Origin of the sequence: Pantoea sp. sgz302252 (genome assembly GCF_047713085.1) — a bacterium.
In the GTDB taxonomy this organism is placed as follows: Bacteria; Pseudomonadota; Gammaproteobacteria; order Enterobacterales; family Enterobacteriaceae; genus Scandinavium.
This window is the reverse complement of the sequence record NZ_JBLFJW010000014.1, coordinates 1-22170: the sequence shown is the minus strand read 5'-3', so window position 1 is coordinate 22170 and position 22170 is coordinate 1. Positions and strand designations below refer to the sequence as shown.

Annotated in this window: 15 protein-coding genes; 5 read left to right on the top strand and 10 right to left on the bottom strand. The window is 55.5% G+C overall.

The genetic code is table 11. The features are described 5' to 3' along the window. Positions 1-55 precede the first annotated feature (55 nt). Complete coding sequence (pdeH, locus tag ACLW56_RS12395) at positions 56-829, bottom strand: cyclic-guanylate-specific phosphodiesterase (RefSeq protein ID WP_330984075.1); 774 nt, start codon at positions 827-829, stop codon at positions 56-58. A 236-nt stretch (positions 830-1065) separates the two neighbouring features. Here pdeH and ACLW56_RS12390 point away from each other — a divergent pair, with 236 nt between their 5' ends. Continuing rightward, positions 1066-1995, top strand: coding sequence for a sugar kinase (locus ACLW56_RS12390; RefSeq protein WP_330984074.1), 930 nt, complete (start codon positions 1066-1068; stop codon positions 1993-1995). Positions 1996-2135: 140 nt separating this feature from the next. On the opposite strand, the gene ACLW56_RS12385 is transcribed toward ACLW56_RS12390, so the two are convergent. From ACLW56_RS12385 to bcsR, 9 genes are all read right to left on the bottom strand, one after another. Then, positions 2136-3626, bottom strand: a complete 1491-nt coding sequence (locus ACLW56_RS12385; RefSeq protein WP_330984073.1) for a pitrilysin family protein — start codon at positions 3624-3626, stop codon at positions 2136-2138. 240 nt (positions 3627-3866) lie between these two features. Then, positions 3867-5153 (bottom strand): dicarboxylate/amino acid:cation symporter, encoded by a 1287-nt coding sequence (locus ACLW56_RS12380; RefSeq protein WP_330984072.1) that lies wholly within the window; start codon positions 5151-5153, stop codon positions 3867-3869. A 144-nt stretch (positions 5154-5297) separates the two neighbouring features. Then, on the bottom strand, positions 5298-7304 hold the full coding sequence (gene hmsP / locus ACLW56_RS12375; RefSeq protein ID WP_330984071.1) for a biofilm formation regulator HmsP: 2007 nt from the start codon (positions 7302-7304) through the stop codon (positions 5298-5300). A 152-nt stretch (positions 7305-7456) separates the two neighbouring features. Further along, positions 7457-10771: a cellulose synthase complex outer membrane protein BcsC gene (gene bcsC, locus ACLW56_RS12370; protein WP_330984070.1), complete on the bottom strand. Its 3315-nt coding sequence runs from the start codon at positions 10769-10771 to the stop codon at positions 7457-7459. After that, positions 10753-11862 carry a cellulose synthase complex periplasmic endoglucanase BcsZ gene (bcsZ, locus tag ACLW56_RS12365; RefSeq protein WP_415377785.1) on the bottom strand — a complete coding sequence of 370 codons (1110 nt, stop codon included), beginning with the start codon at positions 11860-11862 and terminating at the stop codon, positions 10753-10755. The genes bcsC and bcsZ overlap by 19 nt, the downstream gene beginning before the upstream one ends. Positions 11863-11865: 3 nt before the next feature. Beyond that, on the bottom strand, positions 11866-14256 hold the full coding sequence (bcsB, locus tag ACLW56_RS12360; RefSeq protein ID WP_330984164.1) for a cellulose biosynthesis cyclic di-GMP-binding regulatory protein BcsB: 2391 nt from the start codon (positions 14254-14256) through the stop codon (positions 11866-11868). 10 nt (positions 14257-14266) lie between these two features. Next, positions 14267-16885 (bottom strand): UDP-forming cellulose synthase catalytic subunit, encoded by a 2619-nt coding sequence (gene bcsA / locus ACLW56_RS12355; protein WP_330984069.1) that lies wholly within the window; start codon positions 16883-16885, stop codon positions 14267-14269. Continuing rightward, positions 16882-17634: a cellulose biosynthesis protein BcsQ gene (bcsQ, locus tag ACLW56_RS12350; RefSeq protein WP_330984068.1), complete on the bottom strand. Its 753-nt coding sequence runs from the start codon at positions 17632-17634 to the stop codon at positions 16882-16884. Before bcsQ ends, bcsA begins: the two co-directional genes overlap by 4 nt. A 10-nt stretch (positions 17635-17644) precedes the next feature. After that, complete coding sequence (gene bcsR, locus ACLW56_RS12345) at positions 17645-17833, bottom strand: cellulose biosynthesis protein BcsR (RefSeq protein WP_330984067.1); 189 nt, start codon at positions 17831-17833, stop codon at positions 17645-17647. Positions 17834-18048: 215 nt separating this feature from the next. On the opposite strand from bcsR, the gene bcsE reads away from it, so the two are divergent. The 4 genes from bcsE to ACLW56_RS12325 all read left to right on the top strand — a co-directional run. After that, entirely contained in the window at positions 18049-19608 is a 1560-nt protein-coding gene (gene bcsE / locus ACLW56_RS12340) for a cellulose biosynthesis c-di-GMP-binding protein BcsE (RefSeq protein ID WP_330984066.1), read from the top strand. Next, a complete protein-coding gene (gene bcsF, locus ACLW56_RS12335; protein ID WP_330984065.1) occupies positions 19605-19802 on the top strand; it encodes a cellulose biosynthesis protein BcsF in 198 nt (65 codons plus the stop codon). Before bcsE ends, bcsF begins: the two co-directional genes overlap by 4 nt. Continuing rightward, positions 19795-21474, top strand: a complete 1680-nt coding sequence (gene bcsG, locus ACLW56_RS12330) for a cellulose biosynthesis protein BcsG (RefSeq protein ID WP_330984064.1) — start codon at positions 19795-19797, stop codon at positions 21472-21474. Before bcsF ends, bcsG begins: the two co-directional genes overlap by 8 nt. 232 nt (positions 21475-21706) lie before the next feature. After that, positions 21707-22170 (top strand): contractile injection system protein, VgrG/Pvc8 family (locus ACLW56_RS12325; protein ID WP_330984063.1); only part of this gene is annotated, 464 nt, incomplete at its 3' end.

Below are 22170 nucleotides of genomic sequence, written 5' to 3'. Positions count from 1 at the left end.
CCTGTTTTGCCTCACCTTTCATGAATATAGTTGAGGCTGACAGAAAAACGGCAGATCAGGCCAGATTAAGCATCACTTCTTCAAGGGTGGCAATCGGCACCGGACGGGATAAAAAGTAACCTTGCGCCGCATGAGCCGGGGATTGCTGAACATCACGCCACTCTTCCAGCGTTTCAATCCCTTCCACAATCACGCCCTGGCAATAACGGTTCATCAGCTGGATAAGCAGCTCGAATAAATTGCGCCCTTCCGGGGTTTTACGCAGCATGATAAACAGGTCGCGGGCGACTTTGATGTAGTCATAACGCACTTCGCTGAGCGCCGAAAAGTTAGCCATTCCAGTGCCGAAGTCATCCAGCCACAGCGGGCCAAATTCACAGATGGCGGCGAACGATGAATCCTGCGGCAGGCGAATGTGCTCCACCAGTTCGAAACGCAGCCACGGCGTGTTTTCGATTTGCGCTATCAACGACGGGTCCTGACGCATCGCCAGCAGCGTTGGGCCATCCACATTGACCGAAGCCAGAATGCCGTTGTGGCTGAAAAAATCCTGCTTTGCGGTCAGCACCGCCAGTTGCTCTTTGACGATGTCGATACGCTGGCGCACGGCCACTTCAGCGAAGTAGCGATCCGGGGCAATGCGCTGGCCCGGATGCTCCGGGTGCGTCACGACAGTCAGTACTTCAACCGCCATCAGGCGACCATCGATTTTGTAGATGGGCTGGTAAGTATAAGCACGCTCACACTCCAGCCAATAGCGTCGCTCCTGAAGGCTTTCAATGCCTGCATCGGGAAGGCTTAGCCGCTGGATAACCTGCTTTAACTTCATCTCAGCTGTCCTGTTAATAGGGGAATCTCTCGGAACTCGTCATTGGGTTATCGGCGCTGAGGGTGAGAACTTTATGTTCAACTCGTGGCATTTTGCGAATCTGCGCGGGAAGTTTTTGAGCCAGATACGCGCCAGCTCAAAAATATAATGGAACGTTGTTTTAATATAGTTGACCCCCTAACAGCCACAGCGCAAACTAGCGCTTATTTTTTCCGATTTCGATAAGGCCTGAGACTATGTCTAAGAAAATTGCCGTCATTGGCGAATGTATGATTGAGCTTTCAGAGAAGGGTTCGCTGGTGAACCGCGGTTTTGGCGGCGATACGCTGAACACTTCCGTGTACATCGCCCGTCAGGTGAAACAAAGCAGCCTCCAGGTCAGCTACATCACCGCGCTGGGCACGGACAGTTTCAGCCAGCAAATGCTGGATGCCTGGCAGAATGAGAACGTCGACACCCGTCTGATTCAACGCATGGCTAACCGCATGCCGGGCCTGTATTACATCGAAACCGACGATACCGGTGAGCGCACGTTCTACTACTGGCGCAATGAAGCGGCCGCAAAATTCTGGCTGGAAAGCGAGGGATCCGCGGCTATCTGCGAAGAGCTGACAACATACGATTACCTCTACCTGAGCGGCATCAGCCTGGCGATTTTGAGCCCTGCCAGCCGTGAAAAACTCTTCTCGCTGCTGCACGAATGCCGTGCAAACGGCGGCCAGGTCATTTTCGACAACAACTATCGCCCGCGCCTGTGGGCCAGCCGCGAAGAGACGCAGCAGGTCTATCAGCAGATGCTGGCATGCACAGACATCGCCTTCCTGACGCTGGATGACGAAGACGCGCTGTGGGGCGAAAAACCGGTGGATGAAGTGATTGCCCGCACCCACGCCGCTGGCGTAAATGAAGTGGTGGTGAAGCGCGGGGCAGATTCCTGCCTGGTGTCACTGGCGGGTGAAGCGATTGTGGATGTGCCTGCGGTGAAACTGCCAAAAGAGAAAGTGGTGGATACGACAGCGGCGGGCGATTCCTTCAGCGCAGGGTATCTGGCGGTTCGTCTGACGGGTGGCGACACGAAAGCGGCTGCCGAGCGTGGGCACCTGACGGCCAGCACCGTAATTCAGTATCGCGGGGCGATTATTCCTCGTGAGGCGATGCCTGCCTGAGCATCGTTGTTCCCCTCACCCCGGCCCTCTCCCCAAAGGGGCGAGGGAGAAACTCAAAAACGGTGCCGTCTTAGTCAAAACCTGCGCAGGATGATCCCCTCTCCCCTATGGGGAGAGGGTTAGGGTGAGGGGTAAATCACTTACTGCCCTGGTGGAATATCCGTCACATCCTGATGCGCATCGTCATTCGCTGCAGGGGCAGCGGCCGTCGGTTGCACCATCAGTTTATCCCACGTCTCTTGCAGGTCCTTCATGTTGTATTCCGGCTCGCCTCTCGGCTGCTGGAGGATCAGCGCCATCTCTTGTGACAGCTGCTGACGCAGGTCCTGATTCAGACTTTCGACAGTCAACGAATTCAGGAAATCCTGGCGCACTTTCTGATACTGCTCCGGCGCGATATCCACCACCTGATTTTGCAGGGAGCGCATACGCTGGTTGACCAGCAGATCGGTGTTGGTGCGGGCGTAGGTCGCAAACAGCTTCTGCAATTCAAGGTTCTTCTGCGCAATCAACGCGTTGAACTCTTCCTGCGTCAGGCCGTTTTCACGCACTTTTGCCAGCTCGCGCGCCACCAGAACGAGGTTGTTATTGAGCTTCTCGTTCGGTGAATCAACGTTGATAGCACATTGCGCACGCAGATAAAGCACGCGGCAATCAAAGCCCAGACCGATGTCTTTCACATTGTTTTTGCTGAGATTCTGCTGCACATGCCAGAACAGCGCTTCACGTGCGAGATCCGCACGCCAGTAACGCTGAAGCGCAGCGGATTCGCGGATGGGCGTCCATGGCGTGTCCCACATGATAGACAGGCGGTCTTGCGGTACCGCATCGGTCATGATGCTGACCGCTTTCGGTGACAGCGGTGCCAGCGTTGGCACGGCGGCAGGCGTTTCGCGTTTGCCTTTTAACTCGCCAAAGATTTTGTTGATTTGCTCGCCTACGCTGCGGCTGTCAACATTACCGACCACAATCAGCGTCATCGCATCCGGCGTGTACCATTTGTGGTAGAAGCTTTTCAGCTGCGCGGCATCAACGGGCTGCTTGAGCGGTTCGGCCGGATCGTGACCCAGCATCGTTGAGCCTTTCAGGCGATAGCGCCACCAGCCTTCTTTCGGATCCTGCGGCCAGGTGACCACCATGTCTTCGCCGCTGAGTGCGTGATTCACAGCTTCTGGAGTGATGTTCAGCTTACCACCCGCATCAGCGAGGTAAGTCAGCGCTTCTTTGAGCAAATCGTTACGGTTATTCGGCAGGCTCAGGCTGAACAAGGTGTAGTCGTAAGAAACAATCGCCGGAGGCATCGGGTGCTGGGGATCAATGCCCTGCTGCCATAATGAACGCGCCTGCATGGTCTCTAAGCTGCCGCTCTGCGAGAGCGCCAGCCGGGGAATAAAGTGGCTATAGCCAGTCTGCTGAGTGCTCTCACTCAGTGAACCGATGTTAACCTGAAGACGGATTTCCACACGATCGCTTGGGCGCTGCGGCGTGGCTAACACCTGCCACTGAAATCCGTTCGCCAGTGTTCCCTGTTGCCATGCCGGGTCTGGCTGGAGCGCTTCTGCTTGCACATAGCCCGCGGCCGCCATCATCAGCATCCCGCCCGCTACGAGTCGAATTTTTGTGCCCTGCATGTGAACCCCTGAATCAACAATCCTGGTTAAAATGACAACTCATGGTCAGTAGATGAGTTAAATACGTGGTTTTACCCGTCATACTTCAAGCTGCAGGCAACCTGCAACTCGAATGATTTAGGGTATAGACCGTGTAAAAGATGAAATGTCACACGTTCCACGAAAAATATGGTCAATTATGCGCAGGAGCCCGTAGTCCATCAAGGGACTACGGGCAGATAGAGGTGATAAGTCGCGGGATTATGAGGAAATTTGTTGCGTTTTCTCAGCCGGAGTACGGTTATTGAGCGTATCGTCGAGCTGTTTGGCGTCCAGTTCTTTCACCCACTTTGCCACCACGATGGTCGCCACGCCGTTGCCGACGAGGTTGGTCAGTGCACGGGCTTCCGACATGAAGCGGTCGATACCCAGAATCAGCGCCAGACCCGCCACCGGTAAATGACCGACCGCAGAAATAGTCGCTGCAAGCACGATAAAGCCACTGCCCGTCACGCCCGCCGCCCCTTTCGAGGAGAGCAGCAACACCACCAGCAGCGTTATCTGATGGAATATATCCATATGGCTGTTGGTCGCCTGCGCGATAAACACCGCCGCCATGGTCAGGTAAATAGACGTGCCGTCGAGGTTGAACGAGTAGCCTGTCGGAATGACTAACCCCACCACCGATTTGCGGCAGCCCAGCTTTTCCATCTTATCGAGCATACGCGGCAGCGCAGATTCAGAAGATGACGTCCCCAGAACGATCAGCAACTCTTCACGGATATAGCGGATAAACTTGAAGATGCTAAAGCCCGTCGCACGAGCAATCGACCCGAGCACCACCACCACGAACAGAATACAGGTGATGTAGAAGCAGATGATGAGCTGCCCGAGCTGCACCAGCGTGCCGACACCGTATTTCCCGATGGTGAACGCCATCGCCCCGAAAGCACCAATCGGCGCCAGGCGCATGATCATGTTGATGATGCCGAAGATGACCTGAGAGAAGCTCTCAATCACGTTGAAAATCAGCTGGCCTTTGCTACCCAGACGGTGCAGCGCAAAACCAAACAGCACCGCGAACATCAGCACCTGCAGGATGTTGCCGCTGGCAAACGCGCCAATCACGCTGGAAGGAATGACATCCAGCAGGAAGGCCACCACCCCCTGATCTTTCGACTGCGCGGCATACACCGCCACCGCATGCGCATCAAGCGTTGCCGGGTCGACGTTCATGCCCGCCCCTGGCTGCACCAGGTTCACAATCACCAGGCCGATAATCAACGCCAGCGTACTGACCACTTCAAAGTAGAGCAGCGCCACCGCGCCTGTGCGGCCAACGGCCTTCATGCTCTCCATCCCGGCAATACCGGTCACCACGGTACAGAAGATGACGGGAGCGATAACCATTTTGATGAGCTTAACGAAGGCATCGCCAAGCGGTTTCATTTGGGTGCCGAGTTCCGGGTAGTAGTGGCCGAGCAAAATACCGATAGCGATAGCCGTCAGGACCTGGAAGTAAAGGCTTTTGAACAGAGAGGTTTTCATCGGATGTCCTTAAATATAAAACCACAGGCTAAGAAGGGTTTTTATTCGCCCGCGGCTTTAAAATAACATTCGACATACAACACAGAAACAAAACGTACAATTAATATTAAAAAGTTAGAGCTGACTCGTAAAAGCTCGCAACAATTACGCGCTCTCGTTTTCATCAAGTGACACCAGATAGTGGCTCTCGAACGTTTCCGGCGCGACGGCACGATCGAACAGGAAACCCTGCGCGATATCCACCCCTGCCGTTTTCAGCCAATCGAATTGGGCTTGTGTTTCAACGCCTTCCGCCACAATGCTCAGGTTCAGGCTGCGCGCCAGTTGAATGATGGCAGACACCATGCTGGTGTCATTGGGCAGCGATTCGACGAAGATTTTGTCGATTTTAAGAATATCCACCGGCAGCGATTTCATGTGCTGAAGCTGATGCAACCCGGCGTAGCCCATCCCGAAGTCGTCCAGTGCGATTTGCACCCCGGCATTGCGCAGCGGGCGCAAGATTGCCACGGCGGCTTTCGGGTCGTCGATGCGTCGGCTTTCGGTCACTTCCAGCACCAGCGTGCCGCGTGCAATCCGGTAGCGGTTGAGCAGTTCGAGCATGTCCGCCACCATGTCGTAATGCAGGAGCTGCAACGCCGAAAGGTTAACGGACAGCGGCAGCATGATGCCGCGACTCTGCCACGCCGCGAGCTGACGGCAGGCTTCCTCCAGCACCCAGTAGCCCACCGTGACCATCAGACCGCAGGTTTCGATGCGCTCGATAAGATCGGGCGGCAGCTCCCAGCTGCCATCCGGCTGGCGTAAACGTAACAGCACTTCGGCACTGCACACTTTGCCGCTGGCGATGTCCACCTGCGGCTGCAGCCAGATAGCGAACTGCTGGTTATCCAGCGCGGAAAGGATGTCGCTCTCTTCGGTCAGGCGCTTTTGCGCTTTTTCCATCTGCTCCGGATCGAAAAACTCAATCTGGTTTTTGCCCTTACGACGAGCGGTAAAAGCCGCCGAGCAAGCGCGACGGTAAAGCTGCTCCGCGGATAAATCGCCATGGAACATCGCAATCCCGATGCTCGCACCTGGACGCAGCTGAATGCCCTGGAGCGGCAGACGCTCATTAATGACAGTGAGTACTTGCTGACCTAATGTAATAGCGTGCCACGGCTCTTTTACGCCATGAGCCAGGATTGCAAAGTCGTAGCCGCTGACCTGCGCTAATACCATGCGTGGCGAAATCACCGATTTGAGCTTCTCTACCAGCGTCAGCAACAGCATTTCGCGCTGACTCTCTTTCAGAACGCCTGCGGTGTCCTGCAGCGTTTCACAGGCCACCACCATCAACGCGGTGGTTTTCTGGTGCGCGACGGTTTGTTCCAGTAATGCCAGCAGAAAGGCTTTGTTTGGCAGGTCAGTGACCGGAAAACGCGTGGAATGGCTGCTCAGCTCTTCATGCTGGCGCAGCATAATTTGCTGATTACGGTTGTAGCTGCGCACCAGCATGCCGATTTCATCGTCGTGATGCAGGCGAGGCAGCACCAATTGATGCCCTACGCGTTCCTGCGGAGAAACATCGTTCAGTTCGCGAGCAATGGTGCGCAGCGGCCGCAAAATCAGGCGGTTAATGCACCACGTTAATCCGACGGTCAGCATCAACACCAAAAGCAAGTAAGCAGTCACTAACGTTGAAAATGCGCTCATGACAAACTTATAAGTTCGATAAGAATCTGATTGCAGCACCAGATTAGCCAATGGCTGCGGATTGACCGGGCGTTCCAGGGAGTAAACCGGCAGCGAAATCTGCACCGGAAGTTCAAATGTACGGGTTACCCAGACCGGCACCGGACGCTCTTCGATAAAACGCGTCCCCAACGCCTGGAACTGATTCGGCAAGACGACATCCGCGCGGCTGACAATACCCGCAGGCTGAATACGCCCCAGAATGGTTTCGGCTTCCGGAATATCGCCTTTTAAAATGGCGGAAGAAAGCGGTTCACGCACGGAACGGGCGATGCTTTCGAGCTGCATCGCCGTCATATACCGGTTCTGCTGAACAAAATGGAAGAACAAAATGGAACAAAAGACGAACACAAACACCATGGTCACTGCCGCCACCATGGCCATTTGTTTGATTGTGAGTGAGCGGCTGACGCGCAAAAGAACTCTCCCCAGAGTAAAACCACGCCCTTCGGCGGATCACGTTAATGCCGGGTTAGCACAGTTCAGCCCGGCATTAAGCGATTTTCGGCACATTATACGCTAACTCAGACGTTATCGTGACGGGAGAAAGCTGTTTTAAGGCTAATCTGTTACCAGTCAGCGTAAGGGATCAGCGGCTGCGGCGGCAAGTCCATATCGCCCTGCCAGCCTGCGGCAGAATAACGCACATACAGCAACGCATGGCTCGGGGTGTAATCCTTCGCCTGCTGAATATCGATAGCCGCGCCGATAAACCAGTTTGAGGTCAGGCGGCGTTCAATCAACGCATGTGCTGTGTAACCGGTGCCCGAGCTGCTGCCATCATCGATAATCTGACTGCCTTCATTGCGGAAGTCTGCCGGAAGCAGGTTCGGCAAGGGATAGCGCGCCTGATTGTTGGTTTTCGAATGCGACCACGACACCGACCCGCCAAGTTCCCATGACCAGTTTTCGGTACGCTGACGCCAGTTCACCGGCACCGCAAACGACAAATATTGCTGCGGGCTGTAATAACCTCCCTGCCCAAGCGTGTAGCCGCTGAGGTCTTTGTCGTAGTGCCAGATCATGTTGTTGAGACCGACCGTTACCCGGCGGTCGTTCTCATTGATAACCTTGTAGTAATACCCGGCCATCCAGCGGGCGCGCCAGTTATCTTCCACATTCTGACCGGTCAGCGTGTCGGCGCTTAATGAAGCCCAGACGCCGTTCGCTTCACCTTTGTCATAGCTCAGGCTCACGCCGCCACCGTTGGCTCGTACGCCGCCCCAGGTGGTGCCGGTGTTGGTATCTTTTTGTCCGCCGAATGCCAGCAAAGAGCTGGAAACAGGACGGCGATGCCCTTCCAGCGTATAGCCCAGCGAACCGACGCTGTTGCTGTAACTCAGGCCGCCGACCACATCAACCACGTCAAAGCCCATCGGCGTGGTGCCAATGTCCATATCCCAGGTGGCGTTACGCCAGCCGACCGCAACGCTCGCGCCTTTGGAACTCTGGCTTTTATCGCCGCCAAAGCAGGTGATATCGGCACAGGTGCCCCACTTCGGCGAATAACCACCATTGTCGTCAGTGGAGAAACTGCCCTCGTTCATGTTCACGTAATCGCTACGGAAGAACATGCGCCCATCCGCCAGCGGCGCATCCACCTGGAACATCGTGGTGTGAGCTTTAAGATCGGAATAGCCACCGGTGCCGCTTGAGCCCCAATAGTTATGTTCGAGGGTGACGTTCACATCCTGCTGACGGTAGAGATCGGCTGCATCGCTGCGCACGCCTCGCTTGAGCCAGTCATCTTTCGGGTCGTTACGGGTCAAACGGGTAAAGGTGTCGTTATCCTGTGGGCGAACCGGGGTGATCCCTGCGGCCACCATCGCATCTTTGTAGCCTTCCAGAGCGGCTTGCGGGTCGCCGTTTTGGACCTGAAAACGCGAGTTATCACGCAACACCAACGCGCTGTCCATCGAGGCAGGCTGCGCTTTTGCCTGCGGCACGATGGAGCTGAAAATCTGCTGGGCTTTTGCCGTGTCGCCCAAATCGGCATCCACCAGCGCGATGCGGCGTTGCGTACCAAGTGAAGGCGTATCCCCTGCCGCTGGCGCTTTGATTTTCGCCAGTTGCTCGCGGGCAGCGGCATCATTGCCGTCAGCCACATACACTTCAGCCAGACCCAACCGCGCGTCGTCGTTGTCCGCTTCTTTCGCCAAAGCAGAATTGTAGGCAGCGATAGCCGAAGAGGTATCTCCGCGCTGTTGCGCCCAGTCCGCCAGCGTTAAATCAAGACGAGCCGACGGTGGCTGCTGTTTGAGCAGCGCAATTGCCTGATCTTCATGGCCATTATCACGCAGCAGATTGGCTTTTTGCAGGAGCTGGTCAGACTCAAGACGGTCTGAAAGCTCCTGAATATTGGCATTCCACTGGCTTTTCGGCAGGGTGTTGAGGTGCGACAGCGCCGCCAAATCCTGATTGTTCCCCGAGAGATAGAGGCTGTAGGCGTAAACCTGATCCGCATCGCCGGACTTTTTACGCGCCAGGTTCATCATCAGATTATCGGCTTCGCCGCGCTGCCCGGCGCTGTTCAGATCTTTCGCCAGACGATAAGTGATCCACACGCTTTCAGGGTCCATCGCCAGCCTGCGACGTTGCAGTTCAGCCGCTTGCGCCCAGCGCCCCTGATTTTCCAGGGCTTCGGCTTGCTGCGACAGACGATCGTCGGTCAGGCTGCGTTCGATATCATCAATGCTGCGTCTTTGGCTGGCAGAGAGCCCATTGATAAACGCCGTCGCCTTCTCAGGTGACTCTGCACGATAAATATTAGCCAGCCCACGCACGGCGCTGCTGTTAGTGCGATCCAGCCGCAAAGCCTGCTGGTAATAACGTTCGGCGGCTGCGGTGTCTTTGCGAGCCAGCGCCACATCACCCAGGCCAAGCACGGCATAACTGTTGCTGTTGTCTGTTCGTTGAGCCTGCTGATAGAAGCGCTGCGCCTGATCGAGATTGTTCGTTTTCAGCGCCGCATCGCCTTTACGGATAAGCGGCCAGACAATCTGCCAGGTCTGCGGCTTGCTGGCTTCCACCTTTGCCACTTCCGCGGCTTTAGCCTGCTGTTCGGCTTTGGCGTGGAACACCGGATCGGCCAGTTGCTTTTGTTGCTCGGCAAGCTGAGTACGCGCCTCATCGGCCAAATCACCGGTGGTGAACAACGTCAGGAAGCGCTGCAACGCTTTGACAGTGTTATCACTGGTCGGCTCGTTCTTAACCTGGTCATACCAAATATCAGCCGCTGTCCCGCGCCCGGCACTGGAACGCGCCATCTGTTCCAGCACAGCGTAGCCTTCCTGATTTCGATTATCAGCGAACAGCATTTTCGCCAGCGTCGTTTGCAATTGGGTGTTGCCCGGCGACTTCGCGTTAATGGCTTTCAGCTTGTTGACGGCTTCATTATGACGAGCAGGCAAACGTGCCACCACGCTCCAGTATTCCACCGCGAGATCGCCATCAGGCGGCACGCCGTTGAACAGTTTGTCATACAGCGCAACCCCTTCCGGTACATGCCCGGTCGTTACCTGTAAACGTGCTTCCTGTAAGGCCTGACGGCCCTCACCGCTCGACAGTTGCAGCTCGCTCTGTGAGGCTTTTAATGTGTCGGAATCCGGCGCTAAAGCCTTCAGGCGTTCAAGCTGTTTCTGCGCCCCGGCGTTATCGCCCTGCCGCAACAAGTAGCGCATACGAGCAGCAATCACCTGTGGGTCGTCAGGCGCGATAAGCTCCAGGCGATAGAGCGACTGACGCACCAGATCTTCACGTTTGGACGATTCGCCCAGACGCACCTGATCGAGGAGTTGTTGCTGTGCCGACGGCGCGGCATGCGCAAGAGGCATGAGCGCAATGCTGAGTGAGAGGCTGAGTAAACTTAGTGAGAAGGTACGCATTCCTGGCCCCAGTCAGGTAGAAGTTCACCGCGAGCAGTGAACCGAAAACGGTGTTGATCCCATCCTTGCCCGAACAGGGTCAGAACATAGCTGTAATAGGCGTCATTGCCCGGAAAATGGTCGGCGACGCGCTGGCGTTGTACCGCCTGAGCATCACGATTTTGCAGGAAAGGCAGCAGCGAAGCGGAAAAACCGACCGGCCCATCGCCGTCAATTTTGTCCGTCGCGATATCGATTTTTTCAGGCACGACACCGGCTTTCGCGGTTTGCGCCGCCATGGCTTTAAACTTGTTCAGCAAACGGGCTTTCTGCGGGTCGGCATCGTTCATCATCCCTATCCACAGATAAACGCGAATGGCGTCGTAGCTGCCAAGCAGAGATTTATCCTGCTTCAGTTGCCAGCCTTTTTTCTTGTCAAAGCGCACCCAGTTTGGCGAGTAGCCTTTCGGCGCGGTCTCCAGCAATAGACGTAAATTGGTCGCCTGAAGAGCTTGCCACGGTTCGCCGAAACGGACGAAGTAAGCGGCTAGCTGCGGCGGCAAATAGCTGGGATTGAAGCGCCAGCCTGCGTCGTCGACAAAGCCCACTTTCCCCGGTAGTAACATCGAACCAAGACCCGGCACCTTAACGACTTCTTCACTGGCGATGCGCGAGAGCAAGACTTTTCCCGCTTCGCTGTAGTGCGGCTGATTCCACAACCGCCCCGCTTCCAGCAACGACCAGGCAATCCAGATATCGGCATCCGAGGCGGAGTTACTGTCGATAACGCTCCAGCTACCGTCCTCTTTTTTGCCCCACAGCCAGGCCGGGAGATGCGCTTTCAGGTTGCCTTCAGCGAGGTTGTTTTGCGTCCAGTCGAAGAGTGATGAAAACGCAGTGCGATCGTTAGCTGCTAAGGCGAAGAACAGCGCATAGCTCTGCCCTTCGGAGGTGGTGATTTTCCTGGCATCGCTCGGGTCAATCACTCGCCCGCCGTCACTGATATAGTCCTTTTTAAACTGCTCCCACGCGGGCCAGTTGCAGGCCGCAGAGGCCTGCAACGTGAACAGCATCAGCAGCGCCAGTGCAGACTGGCCCAGGCGGTTCATCATCGGTTACTCGTTATCCGGATCCAGACGACGACGGCTGATAATACGCAGCAGACGCCACAGCACCCAGGCCAACAGCACGACGCTCAGCGCAGCCAGAATCGACAGCAGAATCGGATGGTTAGATAACGCAAACCAGACGCGCTCATACCATGGCAAATGCCCAACATAATAGATGTCACCGACACGCAGACTGTTTACGCCAGATTCGCGGATAACCGAGACGGAACCAAACATCGCCGCACGCTTACCGCTGTCGTTCAGCGCTTGATTCAGCAGTTCGAAACCACGTGGGCTGTCGGCCATCAGGGCGATGACGCTGCGCTGATCGTGATACGGCGACTGGAAGCCAATGATGGCGGCCATCGGGCCATCCGAAGAAACCGTAGCCTGCGCCGCTGGCTGACGCTCGTGATCGTCCACATTCACCGACGGCAGTTCATTCTGGCGAACCGGTGTTTTCACCCAGCTCCTGGTCGCGTCGACCAGCAAATCAATATGCTTGTCGTCTTTCAGTTTGTCCGGAATCGAGCCAATCAGCATGATGTCGGCATCCTGCTTTTGCATCTGGGCCGGATCGTCGGTCAGTTTGAGACGCGCGCCAGTCAACCCAACCTGTCCGCCGATAGTCGCTACGGTATCAAGCAGCGTGCTGACCTGATTCTGCGTCGGTTTTGACGGCATGACGATTAACGTGTCAGCCAGGTCTGCCATACGGCTGAACGGGAAGCCTGCGTTGGCGAACGCGCGTAAATCCGGCATCGCCAGGAAATGGTAATAGTTGGAAAAATCGATAGTCGAATCGTCCCCAATCACCACGTGGTTCTGAATCGGCTGGAAGGTAATGCAGTTTTCGATGGTGCCACCCGGCATCGGGTTGGTGTACTGGAAGTCAAAGCGCATCTGGTTGGTTGCGCCCAGACGCAGCGCCGGGATCGACACTTCGTTTTTGCCATCCAGCAAGCCCTGAACAATCGGCAGACGCAGCAGCAGGCTGCTCACTTCCTGAGTGCTGCTCAGGTTGTATGACTGCAGGAACTGGTTGTTGAGGTTGATATCCATGCGCGAGCTGTCTTTCATCGCCGGCTGGGTATAGCGATATTTCAGGTCCATGTCGATGCCGTTGCTGCGCAGCAGATAGAGATCTGGCGGCAGGTTCAGCGACAGGTTGATGGACGCAGGTTCAAGCCCGGTAGACTGCAATTGCTGCTCGTAGGTTTTCAGCTCGCCAAACGTCACCGCGCGGTCGGTGTGCACCCAGTTCGGTGCATCATAAGGCTTACGCTCCATCAGCGGTTTGACTTCATCCACCGTGACGGTATCCCCACGGAACAGGATGTTCCCTGCGGCAATGCCCTCAGCGGCCTGCAATATATCTTTGTTATCGCGGCCAAACACCACCAGCAGCTTCACATACGGCTTATCCGGATGGCTGATCATCTGAATGGTCGGCGCCTGCACCAGCGGATAATCTTTCAGGAAATCAGGGCGTTTGTCATTGGTGGCAAACACAATGGCGTTGCGATCCGGCAACTGGTTATACAGCACCGGGAACGTCTGTCCACGCCAGCCTGCACGCGCACCAAACCACGAAGCCACCACTGAAGCGGCTTTTTGCTGCGTGATATCCGGCGTATCGGCAAACACCATCGGCAAATTCAGCTGGCGGTTGTCGCGGGAATCAAAGAACGGCACCGGGAAGTGCGAGAGGTCATTTTTGACGTTGAGCTGCTGGAAGGTCAAATCCAGCGACGTGTTACGCGCCACATCCAGCCACAGCGTGGTGCTGGCCGGGTTCTCACACACATCGCGATAGTGGCCAACAAACTCCAGACGCACGTTGTTCAAATCGGTGATGTAAAGTGGGTCAACCGGCAGTTGAGCCATCACTTTCTTGCCCAGTTGCTCTTTGGTGACCGGCAGAACGCCCATCAGCTCATCGTTCAGATACACTTTTAACTGCGACTGCACGGGCAGCAACGAAGGCGATGGCGTATAGACCAGATTCAGCATCGCTTTCGACACCACTTCATCGCTGCGCGTGCCAAACTGCACGGAACCGGTCGGGTTCGAGCCTTTCAGCACCATGCTGCCCGGCGCTGGCGCAATCTGCGCAAAACTCAGCTTCACGTCGCGGCTCGGCGTATTTTCGACAACCGCTGGCGTGGTCACTGCCGCAGCAGAATCTACGGCGCCCGGATCGGTGACAGTGGGATCAACCATGCCCGGCGCGGCAACTGGCGGAACCGGTGCCGCTGGCGTCGTGGCATTTCCGGCCGAATCGGCAACGACAGGCGCGTTGGCGTCAGTAGTCGTGGGTTCGGAGTAAGTCGTCAAGGGAGCCAGAGCGCCCACTCCCACAGCCGCTGCGCAAATCCAGGAAAGTTTTCTTTTCATCATAGAATCATCATTGTTGAGCCATTGCCGGCTGTGGATGCGTCGTGGCCGCAGCGCGCTCGGGGCGACGCGGGACAAAAGAGACCATCCAGGCAACCAGTGAAAGAAGCGATCGGAAAATAAATTTCACCGAAGGCGGCACGAACTCCGCAAGGTGGCGATAACCCCGGAACCCCAGTTTCAGGATATCCAGCATACTCTCCAACGGTTTGTCTTCCGGGAAGCTGTCCTGCCACAGCGCCCAGGTGTCGGCGCGGGCAAAAGTACACTGAACAAAATCAATATGCTGACGCGTGGACATCGGCAGCAGTTGCAGGCCCACTTCGCTGCCATAGACGCGAACCACCTGCGTCGGGAACACGTATTCCTGCTGGCCGCGTTTGAGCAGAAGATTCACTCGTTGGCCTTCCAGCACCTGCGCCTGGCCGTTGATTTTCAGGCCAACGCCGCCGTCAGAGAAGTCGTGCAGCGTACAAGAGAACAGGTGCCCGTCTTCGCGTGCAATCGCGGCTGGCATCCTCATTTCCACACGGTGAGAGCGGCGAACCTGTTTGCTTTCCACCGACACCGCCACCGCGCCGCCGAGAATAATCAGGTTATAGAACACCCACACGATACTGACCCAGACAGTCAGCACTTCATTGGCAGGCCCGGTAAAGTGGCGCCAGATACCGAAGGCAATCCCCAGTAAATTCAGCAACACCAGCCAGAGATACGGGCGTGAAATCACCCAGTCGACATACTCTTCTTTGACCAGGCCCCCTTTGGCGGTGACGTTAAATTTACCGATTTTCGGGTTAATCAACGCCACGATAGTCGGCGGCGCGATATACCAGGCCAGCACCGTTTCGTAGATTTCACTCCAGAACGAGTGGCGGTATTTACCCTGAATTTTGGAGTTGGTCAGGCTGGCGTGGATCATGTGCGGCAAGACGAACAGCGCAATCATCAGTGCCGGGGCATAGATGATGTAGGCATGCAGCAGCAGGAACGCCAACGGCGCGGTGAGGAAGATCAACCGTGGCACGCCCGAGAGGAAGTGGAGCATGGCATTCGCATAGCAGACGCGCTGCGCCATCTTCAACCCTTTACCAAACAGTGGGTTATCCATACGGAAGATTTGCACCATGCCGCGCGCCCAACGAATACGCTGACCAATGTGCGCAGACAGGCTTTCCGTCGCCAGACCGGCCGCCTGCGGGATACGCATGTAAGCGGAGGTGTAACCCAGACGGTGCAAACGCAGAGAAGTGTGCGCATCTTCTGTCACCGTTTCTACCGCAATGCCGCCAATGGCATCCAGCGGTTCACGGCGGATGACAGCACAGGAACCACAGAAGAACGTGGCATCCCACATGTCGTTACCGTCCTGCACCAGGCCATAGAACAGCGTGCCTTCGTTTGGGGTTTTACGAAAACGCCCAAGGTTACGTTCAAACGGATCAGGCGAGAAGAAGTGGTGCGGCGTCTGCATGACGGCGAGTTTATTGTCCTTGCGGAACCAGCCCATGGTCATTTGCAGGAACGAGCGGGTCGGCACGTGGTCACAGTCAAAAATCGCCACGAACTCGCCTTTGGCGTGCTTCAGCGCATTGTTGATGTTGCCGGCTTTGGCGTGCTCATGCGTCGTACGAGCGATGTATTCCACCCCAACGTCTTTCGCAAACTGGCGGAACTCTTCACGCCCGCCATCGTCCAGGATCCAGATATTCAGCTTGTCTTTCGGCCAGTCGATCCCGAGCGAGGCGTAAAGGGTGTTTTTCACCACGTTCAGGTCTTCGTTGTAGGTCGGGACAAAAATATCGACAACAGGCCACTGCGACATGTCTTTAGGCATCGGCACCGGCTGGCGATTCAGCGGCCAGATAACCTGGAAATAACCGAGAACCAACACCACCCAGGCGTAGGTTTCTGCGAAAAGCAAAATGAGGCCGCAGGTCAGGCTGACCGGGTCGTTCCAGTTCAGCGTGGCGGTGTAGCGCCACCACATATAACGGCATGACACGGTGAGCGACAGCACAATCAGCATCAACGCCGAGAAACGCCCCGGCATGCGGCGCACCAGCAGCGCCACGCCCCAAAGCAGCAGCAGGAAAATGAACTGCGACATCGGGTTAAACGGTTGAGTCACGCAGACCAGCGCAAGCAGCAGCGAACAGAAAATAACGACGCCGAGAATGGCTTTACGCACTTTCGGGTTCACATGCGCCAGCTCTTTTTTATGGTCGAGGTGTGCCGTCTTTTTGCTCATTCGCTCCGGCAGATCTTCCAGCCACTGGTGGTAACGTCCGCGAACGCCCGCCATCTTCTTGAAACCTTGCCAGTCGACGTTTTTCTTCTCTTCCGTTGGGCGAGTTGCCACCAGCCACACGCTTTGCAGCAGGTAGCGAATCGGGTCCAGCGGGCGCGGACGATGAGGATTGATGTGAGGATAAAACTCGGCGTGATTCGCCCGAATGCGCTGCCAGCGAGGATGCTCCAGCGGCAGGAAAATCCAGGCCAGAGCAACCCAGAAACAGCCCATCGTGGCACCCAACCATGACGCTTTATGAGTTCGATAATCCTGATACCGCGCGCGCAGGCGTGCCCCCGCTTCCGGCGCCAGCAGCAGAGCGGTCAGGCGTATCATGAAGAGGACTCCACGGCCGCCGGAATACCGGCGTAATGCATCAGGCACCAGTTAGCGAAGGTAATCATCTCTTCTGCAGCCAAAGAGTCGCTGCGGTACTCGCCTAAAGGTTGTTTTGCTGCCAGGCACTCCGCCATCGCTTCATCACGGTGGATAACAACCGGCAGCAGACGGTGCTGGCTTTGCAGCCAGATGCGGTGCAGGTCATCCTGAATCTGGCTGCCGACGCGCAGGTCGTTGATCAGGATATGACCATGCTTTGGCAGCACTTGCTGATGCAGGCGAATATGCGTGTTGGCATCCGGATTGACCACCGTCACCACATGATGACAGGCTTCAACCAGCGGCTGGAGCCACGGCGCAATATCATGCGGGAGATCCACCAGCACCCATTGATGCTGACCCCGCTGATGCAAAGCCTGGATAATCTCAACCGCCTGGTTCAACACCGGGGTTAACACCTGGAGATTTAAACGCTCGGTGGCCGAAAGCTGGCCAAAGGGAAGAAAATCGACGTGGGAGGTGTAACGCATACCGGCCTCGCGCCAGTCGTCACCATCAAGCAATGCCCGCGCCCAACCATCACAGTGATAAATGCTGTCATTAAAGCAAAAACGTAGCATATTATTCGGACACGCGTCGACCGCGATGACGGATTCACCCAGCATCTGTAATGACCAACCCAGCGCTGCCGTCAGCGATGTCGTTCCGACGCCGCCTCGCAGGCCCTGCAATCCCAAAATGGCCATTCAGGCTTCCTTATTTATGTTCCGCAAACTCAGCCAGCAGCGGCCAACGCTTTAAGGCGGCCGCAAGATGCTCGCGCTGGGAAATATCGGTGTAATCTATTTCCGGCAATGAGAATGCCCGGCTTAATGCCAAAAAGTCATTCTGGAAGGTGTAGCCAGGCGTTGTATCAGATGGTGTCCGGAGTGCATTCTCAGACATAGCTTTAACCCCTCATCGGACATTTCATGGATAAACGTATCGGACATTTCTTTGCCTCGCAGGACTCAACGCAGGTTCTTTTTTTCGATACACTGTGTCCGATCGGAAAATTCGTTTACATGCTAAATCTGTTACTCTTTAATTTCAATGTTAGGTTTAATCTGACTCTTTTGCTAGTAAACTCATAGTCAGCTAAATTACACACGAGGGATGCCGTGAACCCTGTATTTTCACTTGGAATCCAGTCTTTATGGGACGAAGTTAGCCATATGCCCTTAGGCGGCGTGTGGTGGATGAACGTTGAACGTCGGGAAGATGCCGTGAATTTGCTGAATCAGACGATTGCAGCACAGGCTTCTGACGCCAAAATCGCCGCCATTACAATGGGGGAAAAACCCCACACGATAGTGAAACTCAATGACTCTCACGGCCCTGAAAAAATACGTCTTTTCACCATGCCAAAAAATGAAAATGGGCTATACTCGATGCGCCGGGATCTGCTCTGCTCATTAGAACCCGCAGGTTATTTATTTATCCTCTTGTGTGCCGATAATATTTGGCAAAATATTCCTGCCGATCGTTTGCGATCCTGGCTAAATAGCGCTCAGCGTTGGGCTGAATACTACCATTGCTCTTTGCTGGTGCTTAATCCTGGTAATAATACCGATGCGCAACTGTCGCTATTATTGAGCGAGTATCGCGCCCTTTCCGGTCTGGCAAGTTTACGTTTCCAGGGCGACAGCCATCTGTTTGATATTGCTTTTTGGGGTAACGAGAAAGGGGTCAGCGCCCGCCAGCAATTACGCGTGAAGTATAACGACAGCTTATGGAAGCTGGCGGAAGATGAGGAAGCCGTGGTGCAGCCTCGCAGCGATGAAAAAGACGTGCTCAGTACCAAAATAGCGCTGGAAGGTGCGCCACCTCTGTCGGAGTACTGGTCAGTTTTCGATACTAACGATGCCGTCTTTAACGCCTCACGCCCAGCACAGGCTGCCACTATAATCTTCTCCGTAGAGCAAACCAGCCAGATTGAACAACTGGCGCATTACATTCACACCTTGCGCCGCCAACGCGGAAGCGCTCTGAAGATCGTGGTTCGCGAAACCACGGCCTGTCTGCGCGCAACGGATGAACGCCTGCTGCTGGGCTGCGGTGCGAATCTGGTGGTGCCGTGGAACGCCCCGCTCTCACGCTGCCTGACGTTGGTGGAAAGTGTGCAAAAACAGCAGTTCCAGCGCCATGTCCCGGACGAGATTGGCACCCTGCTCGCGATGACCCAGCCGCTGAAACTGCGCGGCTACCAGAAGTGGGATATTTTCTGCGAAGCCGTGCACAACATCATAAACAACCCTTTGCTGCCCGATGACAACAAAGGGGTGATGGTCGCTCTGCGTCCGGTGCCAGGCCTGAGAGTGGAGCAAGCGCTCACACTGTGCCGCCCGAACCGTCCTGGCGATATCATGACCATTGGCGATAATCGTCTGGTGCTGTTCTTAACGTTCTGCCGCATCAACGATCTTGATACCGCGCTTAACCACATTTTCCCGCTGCCGACGGGCGATATCTTCTCCAACCGAATGATTTGGTTTGAAGACAAGCAAATCACTGCAGAAATCGTGCAGATGAAAGCCGTGACCGCTGAGCGCTGGACAGCCCCGCTGCCTCTCACGACGGACAAGAACGAAGTGATGAATGCCACGCACGACGGCCGCAGCTGGCGCCGCTTCCCTGAGCCACTTCATCTGGTGCAGACACAGGGAGAATCACAAAAATGATGTCTATTGCCGATATTATTCAACTGGTTGTCCTGTGTGCGCTAATTTTTTTCCCGCTGGGCTATATCGCGCGCCACTTTTTCCGTCGTATTGAAACGACGCTCAGACTGATGTTTTTCAAACCTCGTTATGTCAAACCGGCAGGCACATTGCACAGGACCGGGCACGTCGAGGCAAAGCAAAAAGATGACTAATCCAACTAAAACCGCCGTCTCCCCGTCACCTTTCTGGCAGTACTGGCGCGGCCTTTCCGGCTGGAACTTCTACTTTCTGGTGAAGTTTGGTCTGCTGTGGGCGGGCTATCTGAATTTTCACGCACTGCAGAACCTGGTGTTTGTGGCGTTTCTGCTGCTGCCTGTCCCGAACAGTAAGCTGCACAAATGGCGCCACTGGATTGCCATCCCGATTGGTTTTGCGCTGTTCTGGCATGACACCTGGCTGCCAGGTCCGGAAAGTATTTTCAGCCAGGGCTCGCAGCTGGCGGGCTTCAGCATGAATTACATCCTCGACCTGGTGACCCGTTTTATTAACTGGCAGATGGTCGGGCTGTTCTTCGTCGGTCTGGTGGCCTGGCTGTTTTTATCCCAGTGGGTGCGCGTCACGGTATTTATCGTGGCTGCGATGTTATGGCTGAACCTGATAACCGTGGTAGGGCCAAATTTCTCCCTTTTCCCGGGCGGCCAGCAAACCGGCACCGTGACGACCACTGGCGGTACCGCTGCGGCGACTATCGCCACGGCTAACGCGAAACCTGTGGTGGGTGATATTCCTGCACAGACTGCCCCACCGACGTCGGCGAACCTCAACGCCTGGCTGTCGAGCTTCTATGCCGCAGAAGATAAGCGCCAGACCACGTTTCCAGGCACGCTGCCTGCGGATGCTCAGCCGTTTGAGCTGTTGGTGATCAACATCTGCTCACTGTCGTGGGATGACATTGAGGCCGCAGGCCTGATGCAGCATCCGCTGTGGTCGCATTTTGATATTGTGTTTAAACACTTTAACTCTGCGACCTCCTACAGCGGCCCGGCAGCCATTCGTTTACTGCGCGCCAGTTGCGGACAGCCGTCGCACACCAACCTCTATTCACCGGCCGGAAAGCAGTGCTATCTGTTTGATAACCTTGCCACGCTGGGCTTCAAAAACCAGCTGATGCTGGGCCACAACGGTGTATTCGGCGACTTCCTGAAAGAGTTGCGCAACTATGGCGACATACAAGCGCCACTGATGGATCAGAAAGGTCTGCCGGTGAACCTGCTTGGGTTTGACGGTTCACCTGTCTACGATGATCTGGCGGTGCTAAATCGCTGGCTAGAGGGCGAAGGCAAAGAGAACGGTGAACGAACAGCCACCTTCCTTAATATTCTACCACTGCATGACGGCAACCATTTTGCCGGTCAAAGCAAAACGGCAGATTACAAAGTGCGTGCGCAGAAGCTGTTTGATGAGCTTGATTCGTTCTTTACCGAGCTGGAAAAATCGGGGCGTAAAGTGATGGTCGTGATTGCGCCAGAGCACGGTGGTGCGCTGAAAGGCGATAAAATGCAGGTCTCTGGCCTGCGTGATATCCCGAGCCCGAACATCACCAACGTGCCGGCCGCCATCAAGTTCTTTGGCATGAAAGCGCCGCATCAGGGCTCAGCCATCGAAATCGACCAGCCGAGCAGCTACCTGGCGATTTCTGAACTGGTGGCCCGTGCGGTTGACGGCAAAATGTTTACCGAAGACAGCGTGAACTGGGATCAGTACACGGGCAATCTGCCACAGACTGCACCAGTCTCAGAAAACTCGAATGCCATCGTGATTCAGTACCAGGGCAAACCGTATGTCCGTCTCAACGGCGGCGACTGGGTGCCTTATCCTCAGTAGCATCGTACGCAGGCAGTGAATGCTTTTAACTCTCCTCCCCGGTCTTATCACCGGGGATTTTTTAAGTCTCATCAATCTGTCGGCTCCACCCATTCATGAAATAAATTAATTGATTGATATTTAATGCTTTTTAACTCAATACATTCGAAAACTCCCACCTGCATCACAAAATAAATCCCCCAAATCCCTACCTTCCTTTGCAGCATTTTTACTCTTTCGACAGGGGTCAGCTGTGTCATTAAAAGGACTGCGCTTTACGCTGGAAGTGGCGGGTAAGGACGCGAACACTTTCGCCGTGGTGCGTTTCGAACTCCGGCAAGGTTATTCGCGGGTGTTTACGCTGGAGGTGGACGTCGCCAGCACATCGTTCGGACAAACCGCCGACACGCTGCTTGAAAAAGAAGTCACCCTGACCCTCTGGCAGGGCAACTCGCCCGTGCGCTGCATCAGCGGCGTGGTGGCGGCGTTTCGTACCCGGGAATCCAATCACTGGCAGATGCAGTACAGCCTCAGCATCCGTCCTCCCCTGTGGCGCAGCGGCCTGCGGCAAAATTTCCGCCACTTTCAGCAACAGGACATTCAGGGTATTTCCGCGCTTCTGCTCGAAGAGAATGGCATCACCGGCTGGAAAGCGGTGCTGTATGAGCCGCACCCGGCGCGGGAATTCTGCGTCCAGTACGGGGAAACGGACCTGGC

Bases quoted from the DNA above. Each gene is read 5' to 3' on its own strand.
- bcsA (WP_330984069.1), bottom strand. From the start codon at position 16,885: ATGATACGCCTGACCGCTCTGCTGCTGGCGCCGGAAGCGGGGGCACGC.
- bcsF (WP_330984065.1), top strand. From the start codon at position 19,605: ATGATGTCTATTGCCGATATTATTCAACTGGTTGTCCTGTGTGCGCTA.
- bcsG (WP_330984064.1), top strand. From the start codon at position 19,795: ATGACTAATCCAACTAAAACCGCCGTCTCCCCGTCACCTTTCTGGCAG.
- bcsB (WP_330984164.1), bottom strand. From the start codon at position 14,256: ATGAAAAGAAAACTTTCCTGGATTTGCGCAGCGGCTGTGGGAGTGGGC.
- bcsR (WP_330984067.1), bottom strand. From the start codon at position 17,833: ATGTCTGAGAATGCACTCCGGACACCATCTGATACAACGCCTGGCTAC.
- pdeH (WP_330984075.1), bottom strand. From the start codon at position 829: ATGAAGTTAAAGCAGGTTATCCAGCGGCTAAGCCTTCCCGATGCAGGC.
- ACLW56_RS12390 (WP_330984074.1), top strand. From the start codon at position 1,066: ATGTCTAAGAAAATTGCCGTCATTGGCGAATGTATGATTGAGCTTTCA.
- bcsZ (WP_415377785.1), bottom strand. From the start codon at position 11,862: ATGATGAACCGCCTGGGCCAGTCTGCACTGGCGCTGCTGATGCTGTTC.
- bcsC (WP_330984070.1), bottom strand. From the start codon at position 10,771: ATGCGTACCTTCTCACTAAGTTTACTCAGCCTCTCACTCAGCATTGCG.
- bcsQ (WP_330984068.1), bottom strand. From the start codon at position 17,634: ATGGCCATTTTGGGATTGCAGGGCCTGCGAGGCGGCGTCGGAACGACA.
- ACLW56_RS12385 (WP_330984073.1), bottom strand. From the start codon at position 3,626: ATGCAGGGCACAAAAATTCGACTCGTAGCGGGCGGGATGCTGATGATG.
- ACLW56_RS12380 (WP_330984072.1), bottom strand. From the start codon at position 5,153: ATGAAAACCTCTCTGTTCAAAAGCCTTTACTTCCAGGTCCTGACGGCT.